This is a genomic window from Pseudosulfitobacter sp. SM2401 (assembly GCF_042932805.1).
In the GTDB taxonomy this organism is placed as follows: Bacteria; Pseudomonadota; Alphaproteobacteria; order Rhodobacterales; family Rhodobacteraceae; genus Ascidiaceihabitans.
The window spans coordinates 3,739,266-3,758,698 of record NZ_CP170633.1; the positions used below are offsets into that span (position 1 = coordinate 3,739,266).

General features: G+C 51.2%; 18 protein-coding genes, 1 tRNA gene and 1 pseudogene. 9 read left to right on the forward strand and 11 right to left on the reverse strand.

Annotated features, from left to right (window positions below; genetic code table 11):
• Nucleotides 1–6: 6 nt before the first annotated feature.
• The 3 genes from petB (at nt 7) to ACFIO0_RS18345 (ending at nt 2,694) form a co-directional block, all read left to right on the forward strand.
• On the forward strand, nt 7–1,335 hold the full coding sequence (gene petB, locus ACFIO0_RS18335) for a cytochrome b (protein ID WP_390911843.1): 1,329 nt from the start codon (nt 7–9) through the stop codon (nt 1,333–1,335).
• Nucleotides 1,336–1,341: 6 nt separating this feature from the next.
• Complete coding sequence (locus ACFIO0_RS18340; RefSeq protein WP_390911844.1) at nt 1,342–2,214, forward strand: cytochrome c1; 873 nt, start codon at nt 1,342–1,344, stop codon at nt 2,212–2,214.
• Nucleotides 2,215–2,295: 81 nt separating this feature from the next.
• Nucleotides 2,296–2,694 (forward strand): VOC family protein, encoded by a 399-nt coding sequence (locus ACFIO0_RS18345; RefSeq protein ID WP_390911845.1) that lies wholly within the window; start codon nt 2,296–2,298, stop codon nt 2,692–2,694.
• Between the two features lie 7 nt (nt 2,695–2,701).
• On the opposite strand, the gene mtaB is transcribed toward ACFIO0_RS18345, so the two are convergent.
• Nucleotides 2,702–3,955: a tRNA (N(6)-L-threonylcarbamoyladenosine(37)-C(2))-methylthiotransferase MtaB gene (mtaB, locus tag ACFIO0_RS18350; RefSeq protein ID WP_390911846.1), complete on the reverse strand. Its 1,254-nt coding sequence runs from the start codon at nt 3,953–3,955 to the stop codon at nt 2,702–2,704.
• The gene (dapF, locus tag ACFIO0_RS18355) at nt 3,952–4,794 is read right to left on the reverse strand and encodes a diaminopimelate epimerase (protein ID WP_390911847.1); all 843 of its coding nucleotides are present in this window, start codon (nt 4,792–4,794) and stop codon (nt 3,952–3,954) included. Before dapF ends, mtaB begins: the two co-directional genes overlap by 4 nt.
• Nucleotides 4,795–4,890: 96 nt before the next feature.
• On the opposite strand from dapF, the gene ACFIO0_RS18360 reads away from it, so the two are divergent.
• Nucleotides 4,891–4,966 (forward strand) — tRNA-Lys (locus tag ACFIO0_RS18360).
• Nucleotides 4,967–5,257: 291 nt separating this feature from the next.
• Here ACFIO0_RS18360 and ACFIO0_RS18365 read toward each other — a convergent pair.
• Both ACFIO0_RS18365 and ACFIO0_RS18370 read right to left on the reverse strand, forming a co-directional pair.
• A complete protein-coding gene (locus tag ACFIO0_RS18365) occupies nt 5,258–6,763 on the reverse strand; it encodes a hypothetical protein (protein WP_390911848.1) in 1,506 nt (501 codons plus the stop codon).
• A 294-nt stretch (nt 6,764–7,057) separates the two neighbouring features.
• A complete protein-coding gene (locus ACFIO0_RS18370; RefSeq protein ID WP_390911849.1) occupies nt 7,058–7,504 on the reverse strand; it encodes a hypothetical protein in 447 nt (148 codons plus the stop codon).
• Between the two features lie 372 nt (nt 7,505–7,876).
• Here ACFIO0_RS18370 and ACFIO0_RS18375 point away from each other — a divergent pair, with 372 nt between their 5' ends.
• Nucleotides 7,877–8,758 carry a hypothetical protein gene (locus tag ACFIO0_RS18375; RefSeq protein ID WP_390911850.1) on the forward strand — a complete coding sequence of 294 codons (882 nt, stop codon included), beginning with the start codon at nt 7,877–7,879 and terminating at the stop codon, nt 8,756–8,758.
• A 919-nt stretch (nt 8,759–9,677) separates the two neighbouring features.
• On the opposite strand, the gene ACFIO0_RS18380 is transcribed toward ACFIO0_RS18375, so the two are convergent.
• The 5 genes from ACFIO0_RS18380 to ACFIO0_RS18400 all read right to left on the reverse strand — a co-directional run bounded on the left by ACFIO0_RS18380 (nt 9,678) and on the right by ACFIO0_RS18400 (nt 13,861).
• On the reverse strand, nt 9,678–10,925 hold the full coding sequence (locus ACFIO0_RS18380; RefSeq protein ID WP_390911851.1) for a hypothetical protein: 1,248 nt from the start codon (nt 10,923–10,925) through the stop codon (nt 9,678–9,680).
• A gap of 142 nt (nt 10,926–11,067) precedes the next feature.
• On the reverse strand, nt 11,068–11,325 hold the full coding sequence (locus tag ACFIO0_RS18385) for a hypothetical protein (protein ID WP_390911852.1): 258 nt from the start codon (nt 11,323–11,325) through the stop codon (nt 11,068–11,070).
• A gap of 101 nt (nt 11,326–11,426) precedes the next feature.
• A complete protein-coding gene (locus ACFIO0_RS18390; RefSeq protein WP_390911853.1) occupies nt 11,427–11,645 on the reverse strand; it encodes a helix-turn-helix domain-containing protein in 219 nt (72 codons plus the stop codon).
• Nucleotides 11,646–11,815: 170 nt separating this feature from the next.
• Nucleotides 11,816–12,670: a hypothetical protein gene (locus ACFIO0_RS18395; RefSeq protein WP_390911854.1), complete on the reverse strand. Its 855-nt coding sequence runs from the start codon at nt 12,668–12,670 to the stop codon at nt 11,816–11,818.
• Between the two features lie 33 nt (nt 12,671–12,703).
• A complete protein-coding gene (locus ACFIO0_RS18400) occupies nt 12,704–13,861 on the reverse strand; it encodes a tyrosine-type recombinase/integrase (RefSeq protein WP_390911855.1) in 1,158 nt (385 codons plus the stop codon).
• A gap of 621 nt (nt 13,862–14,482) precedes the next feature.
• Between ACFIO0_RS18400 and ACFIO0_RS18405 the strand changes: the two genes are divergently transcribed.
• From ACFIO0_RS18405 to ACFIO0_RS18415, 3 genes are read left to right on the forward strand one after another with little or no spacing between them, the layout of a single operon-like run.
• Nucleotides 14,483–14,686, forward strand: coding sequence for a DUF4238 domain-containing protein (locus ACFIO0_RS18405; protein ID WP_390911856.1), 204 nt, complete (start codon nt 14,483–14,485; stop codon nt 14,684–14,686).
• Nucleotides 14,687–14,710: 24 nt separating this feature from the next.
• Nucleotides 14,711–14,965 carry a hypothetical protein gene (locus tag ACFIO0_RS18410; protein ID WP_390911857.1) on the forward strand — a complete coding sequence of 85 codons (255 nt, stop codon included), beginning with the start codon at nt 14,711–14,713 and terminating at the stop codon, nt 14,963–14,965.
• 51 nt (nt 14,966–15,016) lie between these two features.
• Nucleotides 15,017–16,006, forward strand: coding sequence for a hypothetical protein (locus tag ACFIO0_RS18415; protein ID WP_390911858.1), 990 nt, complete (start codon nt 15,017–15,019; stop codon nt 16,004–16,006).
• A gap of 15 nt (nt 16,007–16,021) precedes the next feature.
• On the opposite strand, the pseudogene ACFIO0_RS18420 reads toward ACFIO0_RS18415, so the two are convergent.
• Nucleotides 16,022–17,219 (reverse strand): annotated as a pseudogene (locus tag ACFIO0_RS18420) (IS3 family transposase).
• A gap of 227 nt (nt 17,220–17,446) precedes the next feature.
• On the opposite strand from ACFIO0_RS18420, the gene ACFIO0_RS18425 reads away from it, so the two are divergent.
• Nucleotides 17,447–18,798, forward strand: a protein-coding gene (locus ACFIO0_RS18425) for an IS3 family transposase (protein ID WP_390910864.1) whose coding sequence is annotated in 2 segments (ribosomal slippage) — nt 17,447–17,783 and nt 17,783–18,798 — 1,353 coding nt in all. Because the reading frame shifts where the segments join, the coding sequence is not laid out codon by codon here.
• Nucleotides 18,799–18,892: 94 nt separating this feature from the next.
• Here ACFIO0_RS18425 and ACFIO0_RS18430 read toward each other — a convergent pair.
• Complete coding sequence (locus ACFIO0_RS18430; protein WP_390911859.1) at nt 18,893–19,342, reverse strand: helix-turn-helix domain-containing protein; 450 nt, start codon at nt 19,340–19,342, stop codon at nt 18,893–18,895.
• Nucleotides 19,343–19,433 lie beyond the last annotated feature (91 nt).

Consider the following 19,433-nt stretch of genomic DNA (forward strand, 5'->3'; position numbering starts at 1 on the left):
GACGCAATGGGTGGAATTCCTCACGACCATTACGAACCAAAAACCAAGGGCGAAAAGTGGCTAGACAGCCGTTTGCCTATCGTTGGTTTGATGTACACAACATTGACGGCACCAACGCCGAAAAACCTGAACTGGATGTGGATCTGGGGCATCGTTTTGACGTTCTGTCTGGCGCTGCAAATCGTGACTGGCATCGTTTTAGCGATGCACTACACACCGCATGTCGACAATGCGTTTGCGTCTGTTGAACACATCACACGCAACGTAAACGGCGGCTACATGCTGCGGTACTTGCATGCCAACGGCGCGTCGTTGTTCTTTGTGGCCGTTTACGCCCACATTTTCCGCGGCCTGTACTACGGTTCTTACAAATCCCCACGCGAAGTCACGTGGATCATCGGCATGTTGATCTACTTGCTGATGATGGCGACTGGTTTCATGGGTTACGTTTTGCCTTGGGGTCAAATGTCATTCTGGGGCGCGACTGTTATCACTGGTTTGTTCGGTGCGATCCCGTTCATCGGTGACACGCTGCAAACCTTCCTGCTGGGCGGACCTGCTGTTGATAACGCAACGCTGAACCGTTTCTTTAGCTTGCACTATCTTCTGCCGTTCGTGATTGCCGGTCTGGTGATCGTGCACATCTGGGCGTTCCACACGACAGGCAACAACAACCCAACCGGTGTTGAAGTGCGTCGCGGATCCAAGGAAGAAGCTGAAAAAGACACGCTGCCGTTCTGGCCGTATTTCGTGATCAAAGACTTGTTCGCGTTGGCGGTTATTCTGGCTGTGTTCTTTGCCATCGTCGGCTTTATGCCGAACTACCTTGGTCACCCGGACAACTACATCGAAGCGAACCCGCTTTCGACGCCTGCACACATTGTGCCTGAGTGGTACTTCTTGCCATTCTACGCCATCCTGCGCGCCTTTACGGCCGAAGTATGGGTTGTGCAAATCGCGACATTCGTGACCGGTGGTATCGTTACAGCCAAGTTCTTTGGAGTTCTGGCGATGTTTGGTGCGATCGCGGTTATGGCGCTGGTGCCATGGCTTGATACATCGTCGGTCCGCTCTGGTCGGTTCCGTCCAATGTTCAAGTGGTGGTTTGCACTGCTGGTCATCGATTTCTTTGCCCTGATGTGGCTGGGTGCGATGCCTGCAGAAGAACCCTATGCGTCGTTCTCTTTGATCGCGTCGGCCTATTGGTTCGCATACTTCTTGGTTATCTTGCCGCTGCTTGGCGTGATCGAGAAACCGGATACACCGCCTGCGACCATCGAAGATGACTTTGCTGCCCACTACGGTAGCGACGCTGACAAACAGCCAGCGGAATAAGAGGAAATGCGTATGTTTAAGAAACTCGCAATCAGCACTGTTGCAGCGATTACGTTTGCAACAGGCGCTATGGCAGCAGGCGAAGGCGCGCATATCGAGAACATCGATTTCTCGTTTGACGGCCCCTTTGGCACCTACGATCAGAACCAACTGCAACGCGGTCTGCAAATCTACACAGAGGTTTGCGCGGCGTGTCACGGTCTGAAATATGTGCCGATCCGCACGCTCGGCGATGAGGGTGGTCCACACCTTCCTGCTGATCAGGTTCGCGCCTATGCCGATCAGTTCAGCGTCAACGACGAGCTGGCAAACCCGCAGCTGTTTGATCTGGAAACCGAAGAATATCGCGCCCTGACACCGGCCGATAGCTTTCCGATCAACAATGCCAACGCGGCCCCTGATTTGTCTTTGATGGCGAAATCACGTGCAGCGTTCCACGGCCCTTACGGTCTTGGCATCAACCAGTTGATGAAGGGCACAGGCGGCGCAGAATACATCGCGGCACTGATGCAGGGCTACGTCGATGCACCGTCGTGCACACCGGACGACATGGACGGCTCGTACAACAAATACTTCACATCTGGCGGCTATCCGGCAGAGTGCATGGACGAAGACGGTCATCACAAGTATCCGGGCAGCTGGATTGCGATGGGCCAACCTTTGTACGGCGAAGATGTTGATTATGCAGACGGCCATTCCAACAGCCTGCACCACGAATCCGAAGACGTTGCGGCGTTTTTGATGTGGGCGGCTGAGCCAAAGCTGCAAGCGCGCAAACAAGCTGGTTTTGTTGGTGTACTGCTGCTGACGCTATTGTCGGTGCTGCTGTACCTGACGAACAAGCGCCTTTGGGCACCGCACAAAAAGAAAAAGCACTAAGGGCAAACGCCTTTCCGCGAAATAGCCCCGCACTGGAAACAGCGCGGGGCTTTATTTTTTTGAAACAGGTCTGAGATCAAGATGAAACAATCGCTCGCTCTAATCACTTTGGTCGTGTCAAATTATGACGATGCAATCGCGTTTTATACGGATGTGCTAGGCTTTGATCTGATCGATGACACCTACCAGCCCGAGCAGGACAAACGGTGGGTTGTTGTCAAACCCAAAGGCGGTGGCGATGCATCGGTTTTGTTGGCCAAAGCCTCTAACGCAGAACAATCGGACCGCGTCGGTGATCAGACGGGTGGCCGTGTCGCGCTATTTTTGCAAACCGATAATTTTGAACGCGACTATGCTGCATACCAAAGCAAGGGTGTGAAATTTGTACGGGCCCCAAAAACTGAACCTTATGGAACAGTGGCGGTGTTTGCTGACCTTTACGGCAACCTGTGGGACCTGATCGAATTCAGCAAAGCCTAAGTTCGTTTCAGGCGCGCAGCTGAGTGCCGTCAACGCCGACAATTTGCGTCGACACGATCTGTCCCTCGGTCTGGGGGACTTCAAACGTCACTTCTGTGAACTGCTCTGTGCGGCCCATGTGGGCGTTCTCCATCAAGACCTGATGCGTGCGTCCGATCTGTGATTGCAGATGCGCTGCGACCTGCATTTGCCCTGCTGCGCGCAAAGTGGCGGCGCGTGCCTTGATCGCTTTGCCGTTCACTTGCGGCATGCGTGCGGCAGGTGTGCCAGGGCGCGGCGAGTAGGGAAACACGTGTAGCCAGGTCAGATCGCAGTCTTTGACCAACGCCAGCGAGTTTGCGAACATTGCTTCGGTCTCGGTTGGGAAGCCTGCGATGATGTCAGCCCCGAATGTCATGTCTGGTCGCAGTTTTTTCGCATCTTCGGCAAAACGGATCGCGTCGTCGCGCAGATGCCGTCGCTTCATCCGTTTCAGGATCATGTCGTCGCCGTGCTGTAGCGAAAGGTGCAAGTGCGGCATCAGGCGGGGTTCGGTCGCGATGGCCTGCATCAGGTTTTCATCCACCTCGATGCTGTCGATCGAACTGATCCGCAGGCGCGGCAAATCGGGCACCAAGCGCAAGATGCGCATGACCAGATCACCAAGTTTCGGAGCCGATGGTAAATCGCCGCCCCAGCTGGTCATGTCCACACCGGTCAGCACGACTTCGTTGTAGCCCTTGTCGACGAGCCGCTTGATCTGGTCGACCACAACGCCCGCAGGCACGGACCGTGAATTGCCGCGACCGTATGGAATGATGCAAAACGTGCAGCGGTGATCGCAGCCGTTCTGAACCTGCACGTAGGCACGTGACCGCGTGCCAAACCCGTCGATCAAATGCCCTGCGGTTTCGGTGACGGACATGATGTCGTTGACCTGTACGGCCTCACTGTCGCCGATGAAGTCAGCCGCCAGACCTTGCCACGTATCGCCCTGCATTTTTTCGGTGTTGCCGATCACGGCGTCGACTTCGTCCATCGCGGTGAAGGTTGCGGGCTCGGTTTGCGCGGCACATCCGGTCACGATCAATCGAGCGTCCGGGTTTTCGCGACGCAGTTTGCGAATGTCCTGGCGGGCTTTGCGCACAGCCTCGGCCGTCACGGCACATGTGTTCACAATCACCGCGTTCGTGAGACCGGCTTGTTCGGCCAATTCCTTCATCGCTTCGGTTTCGTACATGTTTAACCGACAGCCGTGATTTGAAAATTTGGGCGCGCTCATGACAGGCTGTCCATAAAGCTTTGCGTCAGCTTGCCAGAAAATACGTGCATCGTAGCACCTGTCATCCAAACGCCATCTTCGCGCCAGTCAACGTGCAACGTGCCACCGTCCAGATCAATGCGCACAGAGCGGCCCGTCAGGCCCCGTCTGGCCGCCGCAACGGCAGTGGCGCAGGACGAAGACCCAGACGCCAGCGTGATGCCAACGCCACGTTCCCACACACGCATGCGGATGTGATCGGGGCCAACGATTTGCGCGAACTGCACGTTTGTGCGATCTGGATAGAGCGGGTGATGTTCGAGCTCGGATCCGCGCACAGCCAGATCAATCGCTGCGACATCATCCACGAAAAACGTGCAGTGCGGGTTGCCCATGCCGGTGGCCGTCGGTGCGCCGTCGATTGGCAATTCTAGGGTGTCCATCGCACTGGCCAGCGGCACGTCCGCCCAGTCTAGCTGCGGATGCCCCATGTTGACCGACGTGATGCCGTCGCCCTGATCAACCGCGTGCAGGGCACCGCGATCAGTGGTCAGCGTTAGCGTTTTCGCACCACTACCGTCCATCAAAAATCGCGCAATGCAACGGGTCGCATTTCCGCAGGCCGCCGAAGTCGAACCATCAGAATTGTAAAACGTCAGATGTGCGTCCTCGGCCCCGTCGCTGATCACTGCCAGCTGGTCAAAGCCAACACCACAACGCCGATCAGCCAGCGCCTTGGCGAGTGATTCAGACATCTCGAACGCTTGCGTCCGTGCGTCCATGACAACAAAATCGTTGCCGAGCCCGTGCATTTTCATGAAGGGCAAAGAGAGAGGGGCTGAATGGGTCATTTCGGGCATATAACGCCCCCGCCGGAGTGAATCCAGAGCAAGAGAAATAAAGTTGATAATAAGGGCTTGACCCCCCCGCCGACTCTTTCTACTTAGCGACGCAGTGGGCCTGTAGCTCAGTTGGTAGAGCAACTGACTTTTAATCAGTAGGTCTCCGGTTCGAACCCGGACGGGCTCACCATTTTTTGTTTTAAATCAGTTACTTAGGCAGATTTTGCTTGGGTGAATTTTTGCCTTTGAAATCCGAAAGCTTATAGTAACCCGATTTTGACAGCCAACCTGTGTAACGCCGAAACCACATCTCAGCTTCTTTGCAGCAACCTATTGACGTAGGCTGTTCTGATGAGTTTTTGCTGTGTCGCTGTCTTAGACTTCTTCCGCAATCAAAAGTGACTTAGTTGGACGCATTCCCCAAAACAGGCATTGACGCGTAGCGTATTCTAATCCGCTTGTGTAGCGTTTTGCGTGTACCCTAACTGCGTTTTGGGCGATCATCCCACCACGGTAGCAGACGCCCTAAGTCATCAGCATAAAGATAACCGCGCTTTTCGGGCAGATCATCACCATTTGCATTGCGAAACATCGTATCCAACCGCCAGCCTATTTTCTCGTCCGAGTTGGACTCAATCAAAGCTGCTTTGAAGCTGGTGTGGGTGGCAACTGAAAGCACTCTTTCAAGTTCTGGAGCCGCGACAAATGTAATCGGCCTGCGATCAACTGCCATGATTTGTGGGTCTTTCTGATCTGCCATATCTTTGGCGTCCTCTAACACCTTTCGCCGTAGTGACTCTGCCATCTCAAGCCAGTTATTCAACGTCAACACGACCCCGACAGCATCATCTCTGACCCCGCGCCCCGTGAAACCACGACGACAGTGCGAGAAAAATCGCCAAAGCTGAAATACAGCCTTGGTCATATCTTCGTAGCCTCTCGCAGCCATGGGGTCTTTGCCGAACATGGCTTCTTGGGACATTCTCGTGGCCTTACATTCTACTGCAATATCTATATCCCCATCGACCATGCAGAGAATGTCGGGGGAAGCAAAGGATTGCGGCTTCTTTTTATAACTGAATTCACGCTCCCATTCTGGTCCAGCAAGAGTTTCAGAAAGGTATCGAAAACAATAATCTTCAAAACGTCGCCCGTAGTCGTCTCTGATAGCGCCGCCACCACCGACGACATCGTAGAACACACCAGACGTAACGCGTTCAAGGATCAACTCAGGTAAGGGTGCGCGGACCCTTTCACCATTCTTTCCGAAACGTAGGCAAGGTGCTTGGCGCAATATACTTGGTTTGTCAGCGGTATGAATGACCTTACGCCGCCTCTCTCGCGCTAGCTTTGCTGCATTCGGATAAGGTAAGGCAATCAGAGCAAGAACTTTTTCTACTTCCTCCCACTTCACGTCTAGCGTGGCCCAGGTGGCATTGTCTCGGATGACAGGAAAATTCATCAGACAGACAAACAGCATGAAGCCGATTTGAGAGAACCGGTTTAGAGAAATTCCATGGGTTTTTTCAAAATAGCTGGCACACTCCCCTTGCCCATAGACGTAAGCATTTCGGTAAAATTGAGGTATATTTACAAAACCACGTTGCCAGTCGAACTGCCGAGCGGCTATCCGACCCATTTCGATGAAGATGTCTTGTTGGCTTTTCTGAATACAGAATTCTGCGTTTTCAAGATCCCTGAGCCAGTTGGCACAACTAAGTGACGACTGGAAGTGGTCCCAACGCAAAGTACGTACCTTACCCGATTTCCTTAGCTTCGCTTTCGGGACTGTCATCAATTCATTGGCAAGCGTTTCAATCTCCCATTGCTTGATAGATAGCCTGTTTGAAAACTCAGCACCGATAGCGCCGTCCGGTATGGTGCTTGGATCAAAGTACTTACGGGCAACGTCTGGTGTGTCAGTTTGGAGCATCCGCGTTGCCCAAAGCAACTGTATGAATTCTTCATTTCCAGCGGCTTCAAGCAACTTGTTCAATTTCGTACGATAGTATGACCGCATCTCACCACCCAACACTAGACTTCAAATCCAACTATGTTCTTGGCGTCGGATTTACGAGAGGGCCTGTTCCTTTATCGCTATCGGCCCCAACCGGACCTTGATGCATTTGTCGTCCAACGACCGCTCCCCGAACTTAGCAGGCATTGGAATTGCTGGTCCCGTGACGGCTCTGCGGAGGAAGCGAGTTTCAGATGCATCTTCGTTAATGCTCGTTTCGGGGCGCTTCAGTTGAGGCTGTCCAGAAATAGTCAGGCCCTCTGCTTATTCCGCACGATCATCTTTGCTGATCACTTCTCCACTTGACATCATATCACCATCTTCAAGTATTTGGGCTGTGCTTGGCGGTGGTAAAAGCTTCACAGCCTCTTTCAGATCTTCAATGGTTTTCGCTTCGATCTTGTAGTCATCGTACTCAATTTTCAGAGATCTGTTTCGATCACCGTTGAGCCATTTTTCGACCAACAGGAGAACGCTTCCCGTGAAAACTGTTGCGCCAGCGGTCACCGTTTGAGGATGCGTCACAAACCAGAGCAGGTGCTCCATAACAGATGCTGATCCGGAGCTATCCTTTGTCATCATCGCGTTGCCCACAGCGACCCCGTTCTCCGCAAGCGACAAGCTCAACGCTTTCGCCGTGTCAGCCTCGTCTTTCGTTTTGCTGTGGGACAAAACGATACAAACTCTGTCGTTAATCACTTCTCTAACCATTATGGTTTCCTATCCGTTGGTCGAGTCATTCTCTTCACGAGAATGGTGTGTAAATCATATGATGCAAACCCTTGGCAAAACCCACTTTAATTTTTCCGCGTTTTGGTTGGGCTTTGAAAAGCAATCGTTCGTGCATAGCGCAGCATTGGTAGAAGTGGGCTTGGAACTGACATCTGACAGTTTTGTTAGGTTGACGGCAGACCGGCTAAATTTATAGGAAAAGTTGAGCATAAGTTACGTATAGAGTCTCAGATTGTACTGTGCAGACGCAGTGAAAGTTGGAGTCCTTGTCTTTGATGGATTCAATCAATCCTTGCATTCATCTCCCTTGAGTTGCAGTGTTTCAGAGTAATAATGGTAGAGAAATCTAGAATGCAAATCGGTCTGCGGATTTATAAAGTCCAAGTTTATCACAATCACAAATCGCAAATTCTAACATCCGACAAAGGCCCAGCCGATATTCTTAGTTTCATTCGGGACTGTTGTTTTGCCTTTTCAAAAAAGCCGTTGGATGATGGAGAAACGAAAATTGTCCGATTTGAGCCTAGTGCTAATTTCATAAACAGCGCTCATGGTCTAGTGAGATACGGTAAATACGGGTATGGGTCGCAAGTAGAGGACAAAAACTCCGGCGTTATTGAACATACCCGTACGATAGATCAAGCAGACATGATCCCACTATACTATCGATTTTGGCTAGCCGACGGTAAAACGTATGGTCTTGTAGGTCTTCAATCTTTTGGCGGGCTTTCCTGTGTGGATATCGTAAATCGTGCAATGATCAATACTCACGGGATGATGTACAAAGATTGGCAATTAACGATGAAGAAAGTGATGCCGAACGACGTTAAATTATATGGTAACAAAGTTGTTCGTTCTGTTCAGTTGGTTAAGAAAAATACTGACCAAAATATTGTTGACAAGGCTCTACGGCCATCGGATTCAGATACCAAAATGGATGTTGAGCTTTTCTTAAGAGCTAGAGGGAATGGAAACTTCGGTAAGTTGAAGGACCTCAATGATAAGATCGGCGGCCATATGGAGATCGGGGATATGGAATTTTCAGGTGCTTATGCAAATGTCAAAGTTGGATCGTCATTTAAGAAGATCGGTGTGGTGGGGGTTGCAAGCACCGCAGGTGTCATTGATCTAACGGACGACTTGGTCCTAGACGCAAATAATCACCCAACTTTGAAGAGTGTTTCTGATGAGACAACACGTCATATAGCTGATTTTGCAACGATGCTCGGATGAAAGGCAGACTCAACATAGTTTGCATTTTTCAGGACTTTTGGCGAGCCTTAGTGCGGGACTTACATCCATTGCAGGTTCTGTTTGTTTTCTTGTGTTTTTTCGGTGTCCCTCTAGGCGTTGGCATTGCCACACATGCGTTCTGCGTTCAAATCCCGAACGAACAATTCTCTTCCTTAATTTCGGTTTATGCAATTTTCTCAGCGCTTCTTTTCGGTGCGCAAATTTCTGCGTTTTCCATTTTCAGAAGCTTGACAGAATTTCAGACATCAAGAGTCAAACCGAATGAGGAAGACCCGGTGCTGAAAGCTTCTATTGAATCTGATGCAACAAAGAGGATTTCCGACCTGAAGTTGGCATTCAAGGACATCAACTCTAATATCTCCTACTTAATAATGACGGCGGTGATACTCTTAAGTATCTTAATAACTTTTGCCATTTCCGGAGTCGCAAATGTATTTTCTAGTTCTGTGGTAATATCACTCACAGCGCATTTGGTCCTAGTACTAACCATGGTAATCAAACAGTGCCATCTTATTTTCAGCGCCGCTTACTCTGAATGAATTCGCTCGACGCTAGGCAATGCCATCGCAGAGAATGGCGGAAAAGATGGGCCACGACACAGCGGTTGCAAAGGCGTTTCTTGCGTTTGAATGTCAATCTGTGCATAACTTTGCCAAAATACGCTAACTGCGCATAGCTGGCCTTGGTGCGTGTCGCAGCGAAGGTCCGGTTCCCGCCCATCTTTATATCAAATGTTAAAGTGTGGCGCTGGAAGGGATGCCCCTACTTTCAGGACTGTTCTGAGAAACCATGAAAAACCGGACATTTCCGGTGTATTGGTGAAAATCCATGTCCGCAAAAGGAACGTAAAAGCACACATTAGCATAGTAAAAACCATGCTAATGTGTGCTTTTACATACTATTTGGTACCTTTTGTCCCATTCAGAAAGACATACCGATCTTTGGCGTCATTTAGTTGCTTTTCCGTTTTTGTCAGGTTGCTCAATGCCAGACATTTCAGGTCATTTCCGGTCTTGTCGAAGAAGTCACCAATCCCGTCTATGTCCACACCATTCAAGGCAGCCAATGAAATGCTAGTGCCCAGAATGTTCCGGATAAGGACGGAAATGTGTGTTCCTTTGTGGACCTCCTTTATCGGGTTTGGATTTGCCCCACTGTGCATTTCAAGCAAATCATCGGTCATTTCAGCCACGATGGCGTCCCAAATTGGATGGCTCGGCCAACGGCTGCGGTTGGGATCATTATTGGGTGCGGTGTAGCGCACGGTTTCGCCCGTTTGCTGTATCAGGTCACCGAACAGATCGAACAATTGCCCCCAAGTGCGGATGCCCCATGTGTCTTTTAGATAGGCTTTGCCCGCCCGAAATTCGACCCGCCATACACGGCTTATGTCCGGCTGTGTGGCGTCGATGAAATGATCCGCGTTCTCTACATAAGGTAACGTAACGGGGGAGGCGTCAGGCCCACTCTCCCTACGTACTGTTACATAACGTAGGGGCGGCAGGTTTTGCTTACGTAACGTATCGTTCCAGATCGCCCACCAATAGGTTTTGGAGCGCGCAATCACTTCGGCGCGTTTGTCGTACACAATGACTTGGCGGTTTGGCATTTTGCCCAAGGTGACGGATGTGGTGCGCCCTGACTTGCCGTTCACGGCTTTGTCCGTGTCGGTGATGTAATCACGCCGACCGGTGCCACTGTGCATGACAAAATGTTCCGGTTGTAACGTGAACGACGGTGCAAACACATCAACGCAGAAATCGACGCGGGCGATACTGACGTCATCGGCTTGGAAGCGGATACCCCAAGCGGCCAGCGTGTCCTCAACATGCGCCTTGGCACGGCCTAGTCCATACAACGCGAGGTGCCTTGAGCCGATATTGATGCGGACGCCCCATGGGTCTTTGGGGTGAGGGCGCTTAAAGGCCCATGACGCGCCGTCGGGGCCACCGTCAAGCAGGAATTGGTATCCGGTCCCGCCGTGGTGCTTGAGGTGGAACTGAACGTCGCCATATCGGCACAACACGGATGCATTGTCAGCTTTGGCGCGGGTCTGTTCGGTTTCAAGGTAATCTAGGAACTCTGGCGTCAACGCCGCCTTGATCGACAAAGCAATGGTATCAAAGCCTTTATGTAAAATGGTCATGTCTGGAATGGTGCGTGTATTTCCAGAGGGGGGTGCTACTACCACCCCCCTTGGGGTGCGTTTGGTGGATTGTTTGGCCTGATTGGTGCCTCCGGCGGGACAGCTTAGGTTTTGGGGCCGAACTGGGTTTTGGTCGGGCGCATCATTTGTCCGCATTTGACTGCCTCGCGATCCAATTTTCCGCGCGTTCTGCCGACTTGGCTATATTGAGCAGATCAGCATGGCCGTAGCTGGTCGTGTTTTGCCATTGGCCTTCGCTGTTTTTGTAAGAGCGCGACAGATCGACAGAATAGAAGCCGTCGTTATCCCAGATGGTTGCGTTGATTAGCCCCAATTTGAACTTGAAGGCGGGTTGTTTGGACATGGTAAATCCCTTTCGGATTGGATTGACGACAGACATAGAAAGGGCGCGCAGTCGCGAAACCACGCGCCCATTTGAAAGCCTTTCGGCCCCAAAATCCTCAAAGGTGCTGTCAGGCCCCTTGAGGCAAAACTGGTGTGTTAGATGGTTTGAGCGGTGTTGCTCACCGTGCGCGCTGCGATCCACTTTTCCAGATCGGTGCGACGGTAACGAACCGAGCGGGACGAGACCTTTACAAAGTCAGGACCACCGCCGCGATGCCGCCAATTTTGGAGCGCACGGACGGAATAACAAAGGATCGACGCGGCTTCGCGTTCATCGACTAGGGTGGATGCGGAATGTGTATCTTGCTGTGTCATTTGCTCTGCTCACTTGGTTTGAATTTGTGAGACAAACGTAACTAAGCGATTCCATTCCAAACAGTCGGGGGGCTTACACAAAATTGACTGCTTAACATTGATGGGGTTTTGGAACCCCTTATTTGTATGACCTAAATCCAATAACTATTTCAAACCACATCCTGTTGCACTCAAACATCACTAGGCTTTGAAGGCTTGCCGCCCTTTCGCCAGTCGTTCGGAGCGTACAGCTCCCAAACTGCATCGAGCTTCTTTTCTAGACGATCCAATTCTTCAACACGGGCAAACTTTTCTTCGTACTCTCTCAGAACCATTTGACGGCTTAAGCGCTCTTTCTTTGCTGAAAAATCGGAAACAAGATCTTTGAACCAAAGGACGAAATCATCTTCGACAGGTGTTTTTCGATACATTGATAAGTCCCCTTGCAAAGGCTCAGCCCATTGCTCAAACGCCCTTTTGAGAAAGTACGCTCTATATTTTTGCCGCCGCGCAGGGGATGCTGGTGTCACAACGTATGAATGCGAAAAACTAACCCTAAAATCTTTGTGGTTCGTCCAGTCAGCCATTGATCCAAACACCGTTCCTGAACCGAGATAGGTTTTTAGATCAACCTTGCGAATGGCATTGCAAATGAGGCTTTCGACGGCTTGCTTTCGCTCAAATGCAAGTGCGTCTCTTATACGGTTGTCATAGCTTCGGCCAAATTCATGTGCCGCAGTCTTGGCGTGATCTGCCTCAGGTTGCGCGATATCCAGCTTTTTCTTTAGTGCGTCATAGCTCGCTTGATCACCACCTGAGTAAAGGCCCATCCTTATTTCCGTCGCAATTCTCTGTTTAAATTCAGCTTGGGCGTTCAAGCGGTCCTTTTCTTCCCTAAGCGTCTCGCCCGAACTTTCAGGCCAAGACGAAATTTCCAGTCCGGTCCAAGCATCGGGGAACATGAAGCATCCAAGTGCATGAAATGCTTCGTTCAGCGAGAAGTATTGGCTTCGGTCAAATTGAAGTCTTGGAAAAGTATAGGCCATGTAGGAGACTCGCGGTTCTGGTGTGAGATTTAACTACGCCACACTTCCCAACGTCGCCGCAAGCCGATTGGCAATCTGTCCGGCGGCTTTTTGCACCGCATCATCTGACAAATGCGCATAGCGCAGCGTTGTGGACAGGTTTTTGTGACCTAAAATCTCTTTCAGCGTGAAAGGATCAATTCCATTCATCACGGCGACAGACGCATAGGTGTGGCGCAGATCGTGAATACGAACGTCACTCAGCCCTGCGCGCGCTCTTATTCTGCGCCAAGGTTTCTGCAGGTCGTTATAGTGGCCCTCACCGTGGGTGCCTAAGATGACGTAAGGGTTCCCGTCGCGCCTCTCTAACGTGTCAATTAACGCGCGTGCTGCGCGGGGCAAGGGGATGCGCCGCCGTCCTGTTTTACTGTCAGGCAATTCCAAGTGCGTCTGTGTCACATAATCCCATTTTAGCTTTTGAATTTCGCCAAGACGGCAACCCGTAAGCAGTAAAAGGTAGAACGTGGCGAAGACGTAACGGCTAATTTTTTCGCGTTGCAACATGTCGGCCAGAACCTCGCCAAGCCGTTCTTGCTCCTCCTCGCTCAAATACCGTTTCTTTTCCTCTTCCGGATACCGCTTGATCCGTTTTGTCGGGTTCGTGTTCATCGGGCGCAGCCCCCAATCTTCGGCAAGGTTCAACATCTTGGACAGAACCATCACGCACCGATTGGCCTGATAGGGTGTTTCACGCCGCTTTAAGTGCAGCGCCTGAATATCCACAAAGGTGATTTCAGACGTTTTAATGCCACCCAAAATCGGATTAACGACCTTGTTTAGCAGGTTGGTGTAATCGTAATGGGTTGTCGGTTTGCAATGCAACGCGACGTGCTCTCTTAGGAATCGTTCGCCAAGTTCCTTGATTGACGGACTGCGCAATCGCGCTTTGCGCTCTGCTGCTGGATCAGAGCCGCGCGCCACGTCTGCTTGCGCCAGCTTGGCATCCTTGCGCGCCTCGTCAGCAGTCAAGATGCCATGCTTGCCAAGGGTCTTGCGACGGGTGCGCCCGTGCAGCTTATATTGCACAACAAAGACCTTGCGACCTGTCGGATATATCCGCACGCCAAAGCCTGCCAAATCGTCATCCCAAAGGATGGTTTCTTTAGCGGGGTTTGGTATGCTGTCCACATATCGTTTGGTCAGTTTTGTCATCGGGTCACTCGCTTGAAATTACCAAATCCGGAAGCCTACCGGAAGACTCGTGCAGCGTTTCATAGCGTCAGTAATGTTAGGCGAGCGGGCGAATGGTCAAGAATAAATGTTTATATTCAGTCATTTATGGCCGATGAGCGCGATGTGGCGAAATTGAGCGAAACCCCTTGCTGGCCGCTTTTAATCAGTAGGTCTCCGGTTCGAACCCGGACGGGCTCACCATTTTTTGTTTTATTGTCATTGGGCCATAACAGTGCGGATTTGGAGCATAAGCTTGCAAATTCGCCCGTATGGTTAGCTTTCAACATCAACTTGAGTCTGCAATCGAGATGATGCCTCGCTTTGGACTAGTCGAGACAATCTCGGCGGATAGTTCAGTTGGAAAGGCAACGGATTGGTAGGCAACGGCGCGTAACCGCGTCGTCGAACTGAGCCTCAGTTAAGAAATTTGATCTGATTGAAGGCTCCAACAAACCAAGGTTAGATCGATTGCCTTTCGCGATTTGTGTTTTCTGCTAGGAAAGTCACTGCTAGAGAACTTTGCCATCACACAGCAAGTGCGTATTTTCTGTATTGAATCAGTAGCCTTGATGATAACCATTTTAGATGGAGGACTCGTAGTTGTCAGGTAGAAAGCAGCATTATATTCCGCAGCATTTTCAACAGCCGTTTGCAATAAAAGGCTCTCAGCGGAAAATCTGGCTGTATCGCAAGGGAAAGCCCGAACCCATACCAGCTTCCATAGGAGACACAGCCGCTCAACGGGACTTTTACACTAAGCCATCCGACGATGATTTGCCGACGCTTGACGATCTTATTACCTAATATGAGCAAACTATGCATAGCACAGTGGACGAGCTCAGATCGTTAAATGTCGGTGATAACATCGATCCACTGGTGATCGCCGAAGTCGTCACACACTTGGCGATACGCTCTTCATACATGCGGGGCATAGTCGAAGATGCTGCTGAATCAATGGTAGAAGTCATTGAAGCGACAGCTAAGGGAAATATTGATGGCAGAGCGATCAAATTTCCAGCACACAAAGTACCGTCAGCAGTAGAGAAGTTGATCTTAGAAGAATTTGATAAACGTGGGCTATAAGAGTTAACGCCTGTCGATGGGAAGACCCTGCCGAAACTCCTATATTTTGCCTTGCGGGAAGGTGCTGATCAGTTCCTTGCAGAAGCAAGAGGCCTATTGGATCACTTGATCGGGGAATTAGAGGAGAAATCGCCACAACTTGGCCACAGAACGCAGACTTCCGTGCTTTCAGAAAGCATGGCTCCCACCGCAAGAATAAAAAAACTGGCGTTGCTTGACTGGCGGGTTAAGGCAAGTCCGAACGGTCACGCAATTCTACCTGATAGTACAAGCATTGCATTTAATGGTACGGAATGGACATCGCTGCTTTTTGTTAGCAATGACGAGATTGAAGCAGTTGTGCTTCCTCTCACCCCCGACCGTTTAGCGGTAGGTGTTCGAAAGGGTTGCGCAGTACCAAATCTTACTGCTTTTGATGAGTTAGCGGCACGGGCATCCCATACATTCTTTTTGTCTTCGGAGCGTCGCAAAGAGCATGATGATTTCCTTCCTATTCTCGGTGGCAAGGTGCATGAGCAAGTCTCCAGCATGACTAAAGGCGCAATGACGCAAGCCGTTGATGAAATGCTCAGGGCTGATCCCCACCTACTTTATGAGGCGCAAGCTGAGCACGCGGTGAATGAATCTTGGTCAAACCCAGAAAAAGGAGAACAAATTAATTTCTCCTTGCAGCTTTTCGATTTTGGCGATGATGCGCTTGCAAACGGAGTAGCTGAAACGATCAAGCAAATATTGATTACATTCTCAAAACATTTACCTGTCTATGATCTCAGCGGGTTTGTATTCGCCAATGACTACCGAACAGCTCTCAAATCTGTGGAGAGAGGTTTCGATGCAAGAAATGACCTTGAACCAATAGAAGACGACAACAAAGTTGGTGTTAGTATGCCCCTTTCAGTTCTGAAGGACGGGAAGGTCCGGACGGTAGTCGTGAGTCGAAGTAGCATTGCTATCGATTTAGTCTCAGACGATGAGAGTGCGAAGACCGAGGCGACAAGCATTATTCTGCACAATCTATCAAGCGCTGCGTTAACAAGCTGAGGTGCCCCTAGTTTCCTAGACGCCCGCCTTGTTCATTTTTCTTTGTTCTGTTTCATAGTCAACTGGCGACAGCATGCCGTTGTTGGTGTGCTTGCGGGTCGGGTTGTAGAACATCTCGATGTAGTCGAACACGTCCTGTCTTGCTGCGTCGCGTGTGACATATGTCCGCCGCCTGACGCGTTCCCGTTTCAAAAGCTGGAAGAAGCTTTCAGCCACCGCATTGTCATGGCAGTTCCCACGTCTGCTCATGCTGGCATCCAGATTGTGTTTGTCCAGGAACGATTGCCACTCTTTGCCCGTGAACTGCGATCCTTGATCAGAATGGATCATCACCTTGGTCTTTGGTTTGCGCCGCCAAACAGCAGCTAACAGTGCTTGCAAAGCAAGATCAGTTGTCATGCGCGACTGCATTGACCAGCCAACGACACGCCGCGAGAACAGATCAATGACCACAGCGAGATACGACCAGCCCTCATGCGTTCTGATGTAGGTAATGTCTGTCACCCATACCGTATCGGGCGCATCAACTTCGAAATGACGGTCCAAGGTGTTGTCGGCAACAACAGCAGGCTTGCCGCCATAGCGCCCTGGACGGCGTCTGTAGTCAATCTGTGCCGAGATGCCTGCTAAGCTGGTCAAACGTGCAACACGGTTCTCTGAGCAGGTCTCGCCTTGATCCAAAAGATCATCGTGCAGTTTGCGGTAGCCGTAGACCTTGCCGCTGTCCGTCCATGCCTGTTGCAGCAGATCAGTTTGCCGAGCGTCTTCAAGCGCACGCTGGCTCAACGGTTCTTTAACCCATGCGTAAAAGCCACTGAAATGCACCATCAGCACACGACACATTGACCGCACCGAAAACTCCGCCCGATGAGCCTCAATAAATGCGTACTTCACTGAGACTCTCGCGCGAAGTTCCCTCTCGTGCATTGCTGCGCAATACCCTGCCGGGCAGCGCGACGGTCGCCTTTTTTAAGATGGTGCGTTCCTCGGTCACCCGGGCCAGTTCGCGCTTCAACCGTCTTATCTCAGCAGCCTGTTCCGCAACCTCAGATCGGGCGCGTGGTGACTTCGCAAACTGCGCCTTCCAAGTGTACAAGGATTTGGTGCTGATACCCAACCGCTCGACCACTTCGCTGACAGCGTAACCACGCTCAACAACCTGCGCCACGGCGTCCTGTTTGAACTCGTCTGTAAATCGTATTCCCTTGTTCATAACCGTCTCTCCTTGGTTCCAAAATTACCAAGCAAAGCGTCTACAATACTAGGGGCACCTCATACCGACTTCACCTACTTCAAGATTATTGGCTGGGGTTGGTACTATCTCGGCACGATCTTGGATGATTACAGCCGCTACTGTCTGACGTCAGCGCTTATGGGTCCAAATAGGTATATTTGATAAGAGAGAGTTGTTGGCTCATCGTAACCACTGAGGAGTGGGACATGAGACAGACAACTGGAACACGCAAAAGCCCTGGCGAGAAGATCGTCAAAGACATCAAGCGGGCCACGCGCAAGCATTATTCATCCGAAGAGAAGATCAGGATCGTCCTGGACGGTCTGCGTGGAGAAGACAGCATCGCCGAACTGTGCCGCCGTGAAGGCATATCACAGGGCATCTATTACAAATGGTCCAAGGACTTCATGGAGGCTGGCAAACGGCGGCTAGCTGGCGATACGGCACGTGCTGCAAACACAGATGAGGTTAAGGACCTGCGCCGCGAAGCCCGTGATCTGAAGGAAGTGGTGGCTGAACAGACGCTGGAACTGCGTCTTCTCAAAAAAAGCATGTTCGACGGTGGGGGCGACCCCGAATGAGATACCCTGCATCTGAGAAACTAGAGATCATCCGGTTGGTCGAAGAAAGCCACCTGTCAGCCCGCCTGACGCTCGCCAAGCTCGGTATCCCCCGCACCACATTCTACCGTTGGTATGATCGCTACCTCCAGCGTGGTGAGGCTGGGCTGCAGGACCAGTCTCCCAGGCCCAAGCACGTCTGGAACCGCATCCCTGACGACGTGCGTCGCAAGGTGGTCAAACTGGCGTTGAAGGAGACAGAGTTGTCACCGCGAGAACTGGCGGTGACGTTCACAGATACAGAAAGCTACTTTGTATCAGAGGCTTCAACGTATCGGATCTTGAAGGCGCACGATCTGATCACCAGTCCTGCCTTCATTGTGATCAAGGCCGCCAGTGAGTTCAAAGACAAAACGACGGCCATCAATCAGCTGTGGCAGACCGACTTCACCTATCTGAAGATCATCGGTTGGGGCTGGTTCTATCTCAGCACGATCCTGGACGACTACAGCCGTTACATCATCGCGTGGAAGCTTTGCACCAATATGCGGACCCGCGACGTCACTGACACGTTGGATCTGGCTTTAGCAGCGTCGGGATGTGACCAAGTTCATGTCGTCCACAAGCCGCGACTGCTCAGCGACAACGGCTCCAGCTACGTCTCGGGGGAACTGGCCGAATGGTTGCAGAATAAAGGTATGAAGCACTCGCGCGGTGCGCCGTATCATCCGCAAACCCAGGGCAAGATCGAGCGTTGGCATCAGACTTTGAAGAACCGCATCTTGCTGGAAAACTACTTCCTACCCGGTGATCTCGAAGCCCAGATTGAAGCCTTCGTCGATCACTACAATCATCGGCGCTTCCACGAGAGCCTGAGCAACGTCACACCGTCTGATGTCTACTTCGGACGGTACAAAGCCATTCTACAGCAACGAGAAAGGATCAAACATAAGACGCTCGAAACGCGACGCTTGCATCACAGACAACGCGCCGCATAATCAAACCAACCAGATGAGCCAAACTCTGTCTTAGCTTAAGCTGCCATTGGTTCCAAAAACCCTGACGACGGACACTGGCGGGATGGTTTTGGGATCACCTTGTGTCGTCCCAGAAATCTGTTGGCATATCGTGCAGTTGCTGGGCGGTTGTATCATCGATCCAGTCTTGGCGTTCGTCAACGGACCAACTTTCATATCCGGGTTCTAATGCCGCAATCGCGTGGGCGCGCCGGATGGCTTGGTGGTATTTTAATTGCTCAATAGGAGCATCCGGAACAATCGCGTAAACAAATTTGCCGCCCATGGCTGTCGCTAATTGCTCCATTTGTTTGATTGAAACCGACCCTTCCTTTTCGCTGCGCTCTGCCTGATAGACGGCATTTCGACTGACACCTTTGCGCACCGCAACCTGTTCTGCGGACATGCCCAAGGCCAATCGCATTGTCGCGATCCACCCCTTTTCAGGTACTTGGCTGTTTGCAAACTGTTCCGCCGCACGATCCAGAATACGCGCCAGCCGCCTGCGTTGCATAAAGTCCGGCATGATGTTCCCTTAACGATCACTGCGTTGCGTGCTTAAACTAGGCAGTCTACGCCGTAAAATCAATATATTTTGCGGAATATTGACAAAAATG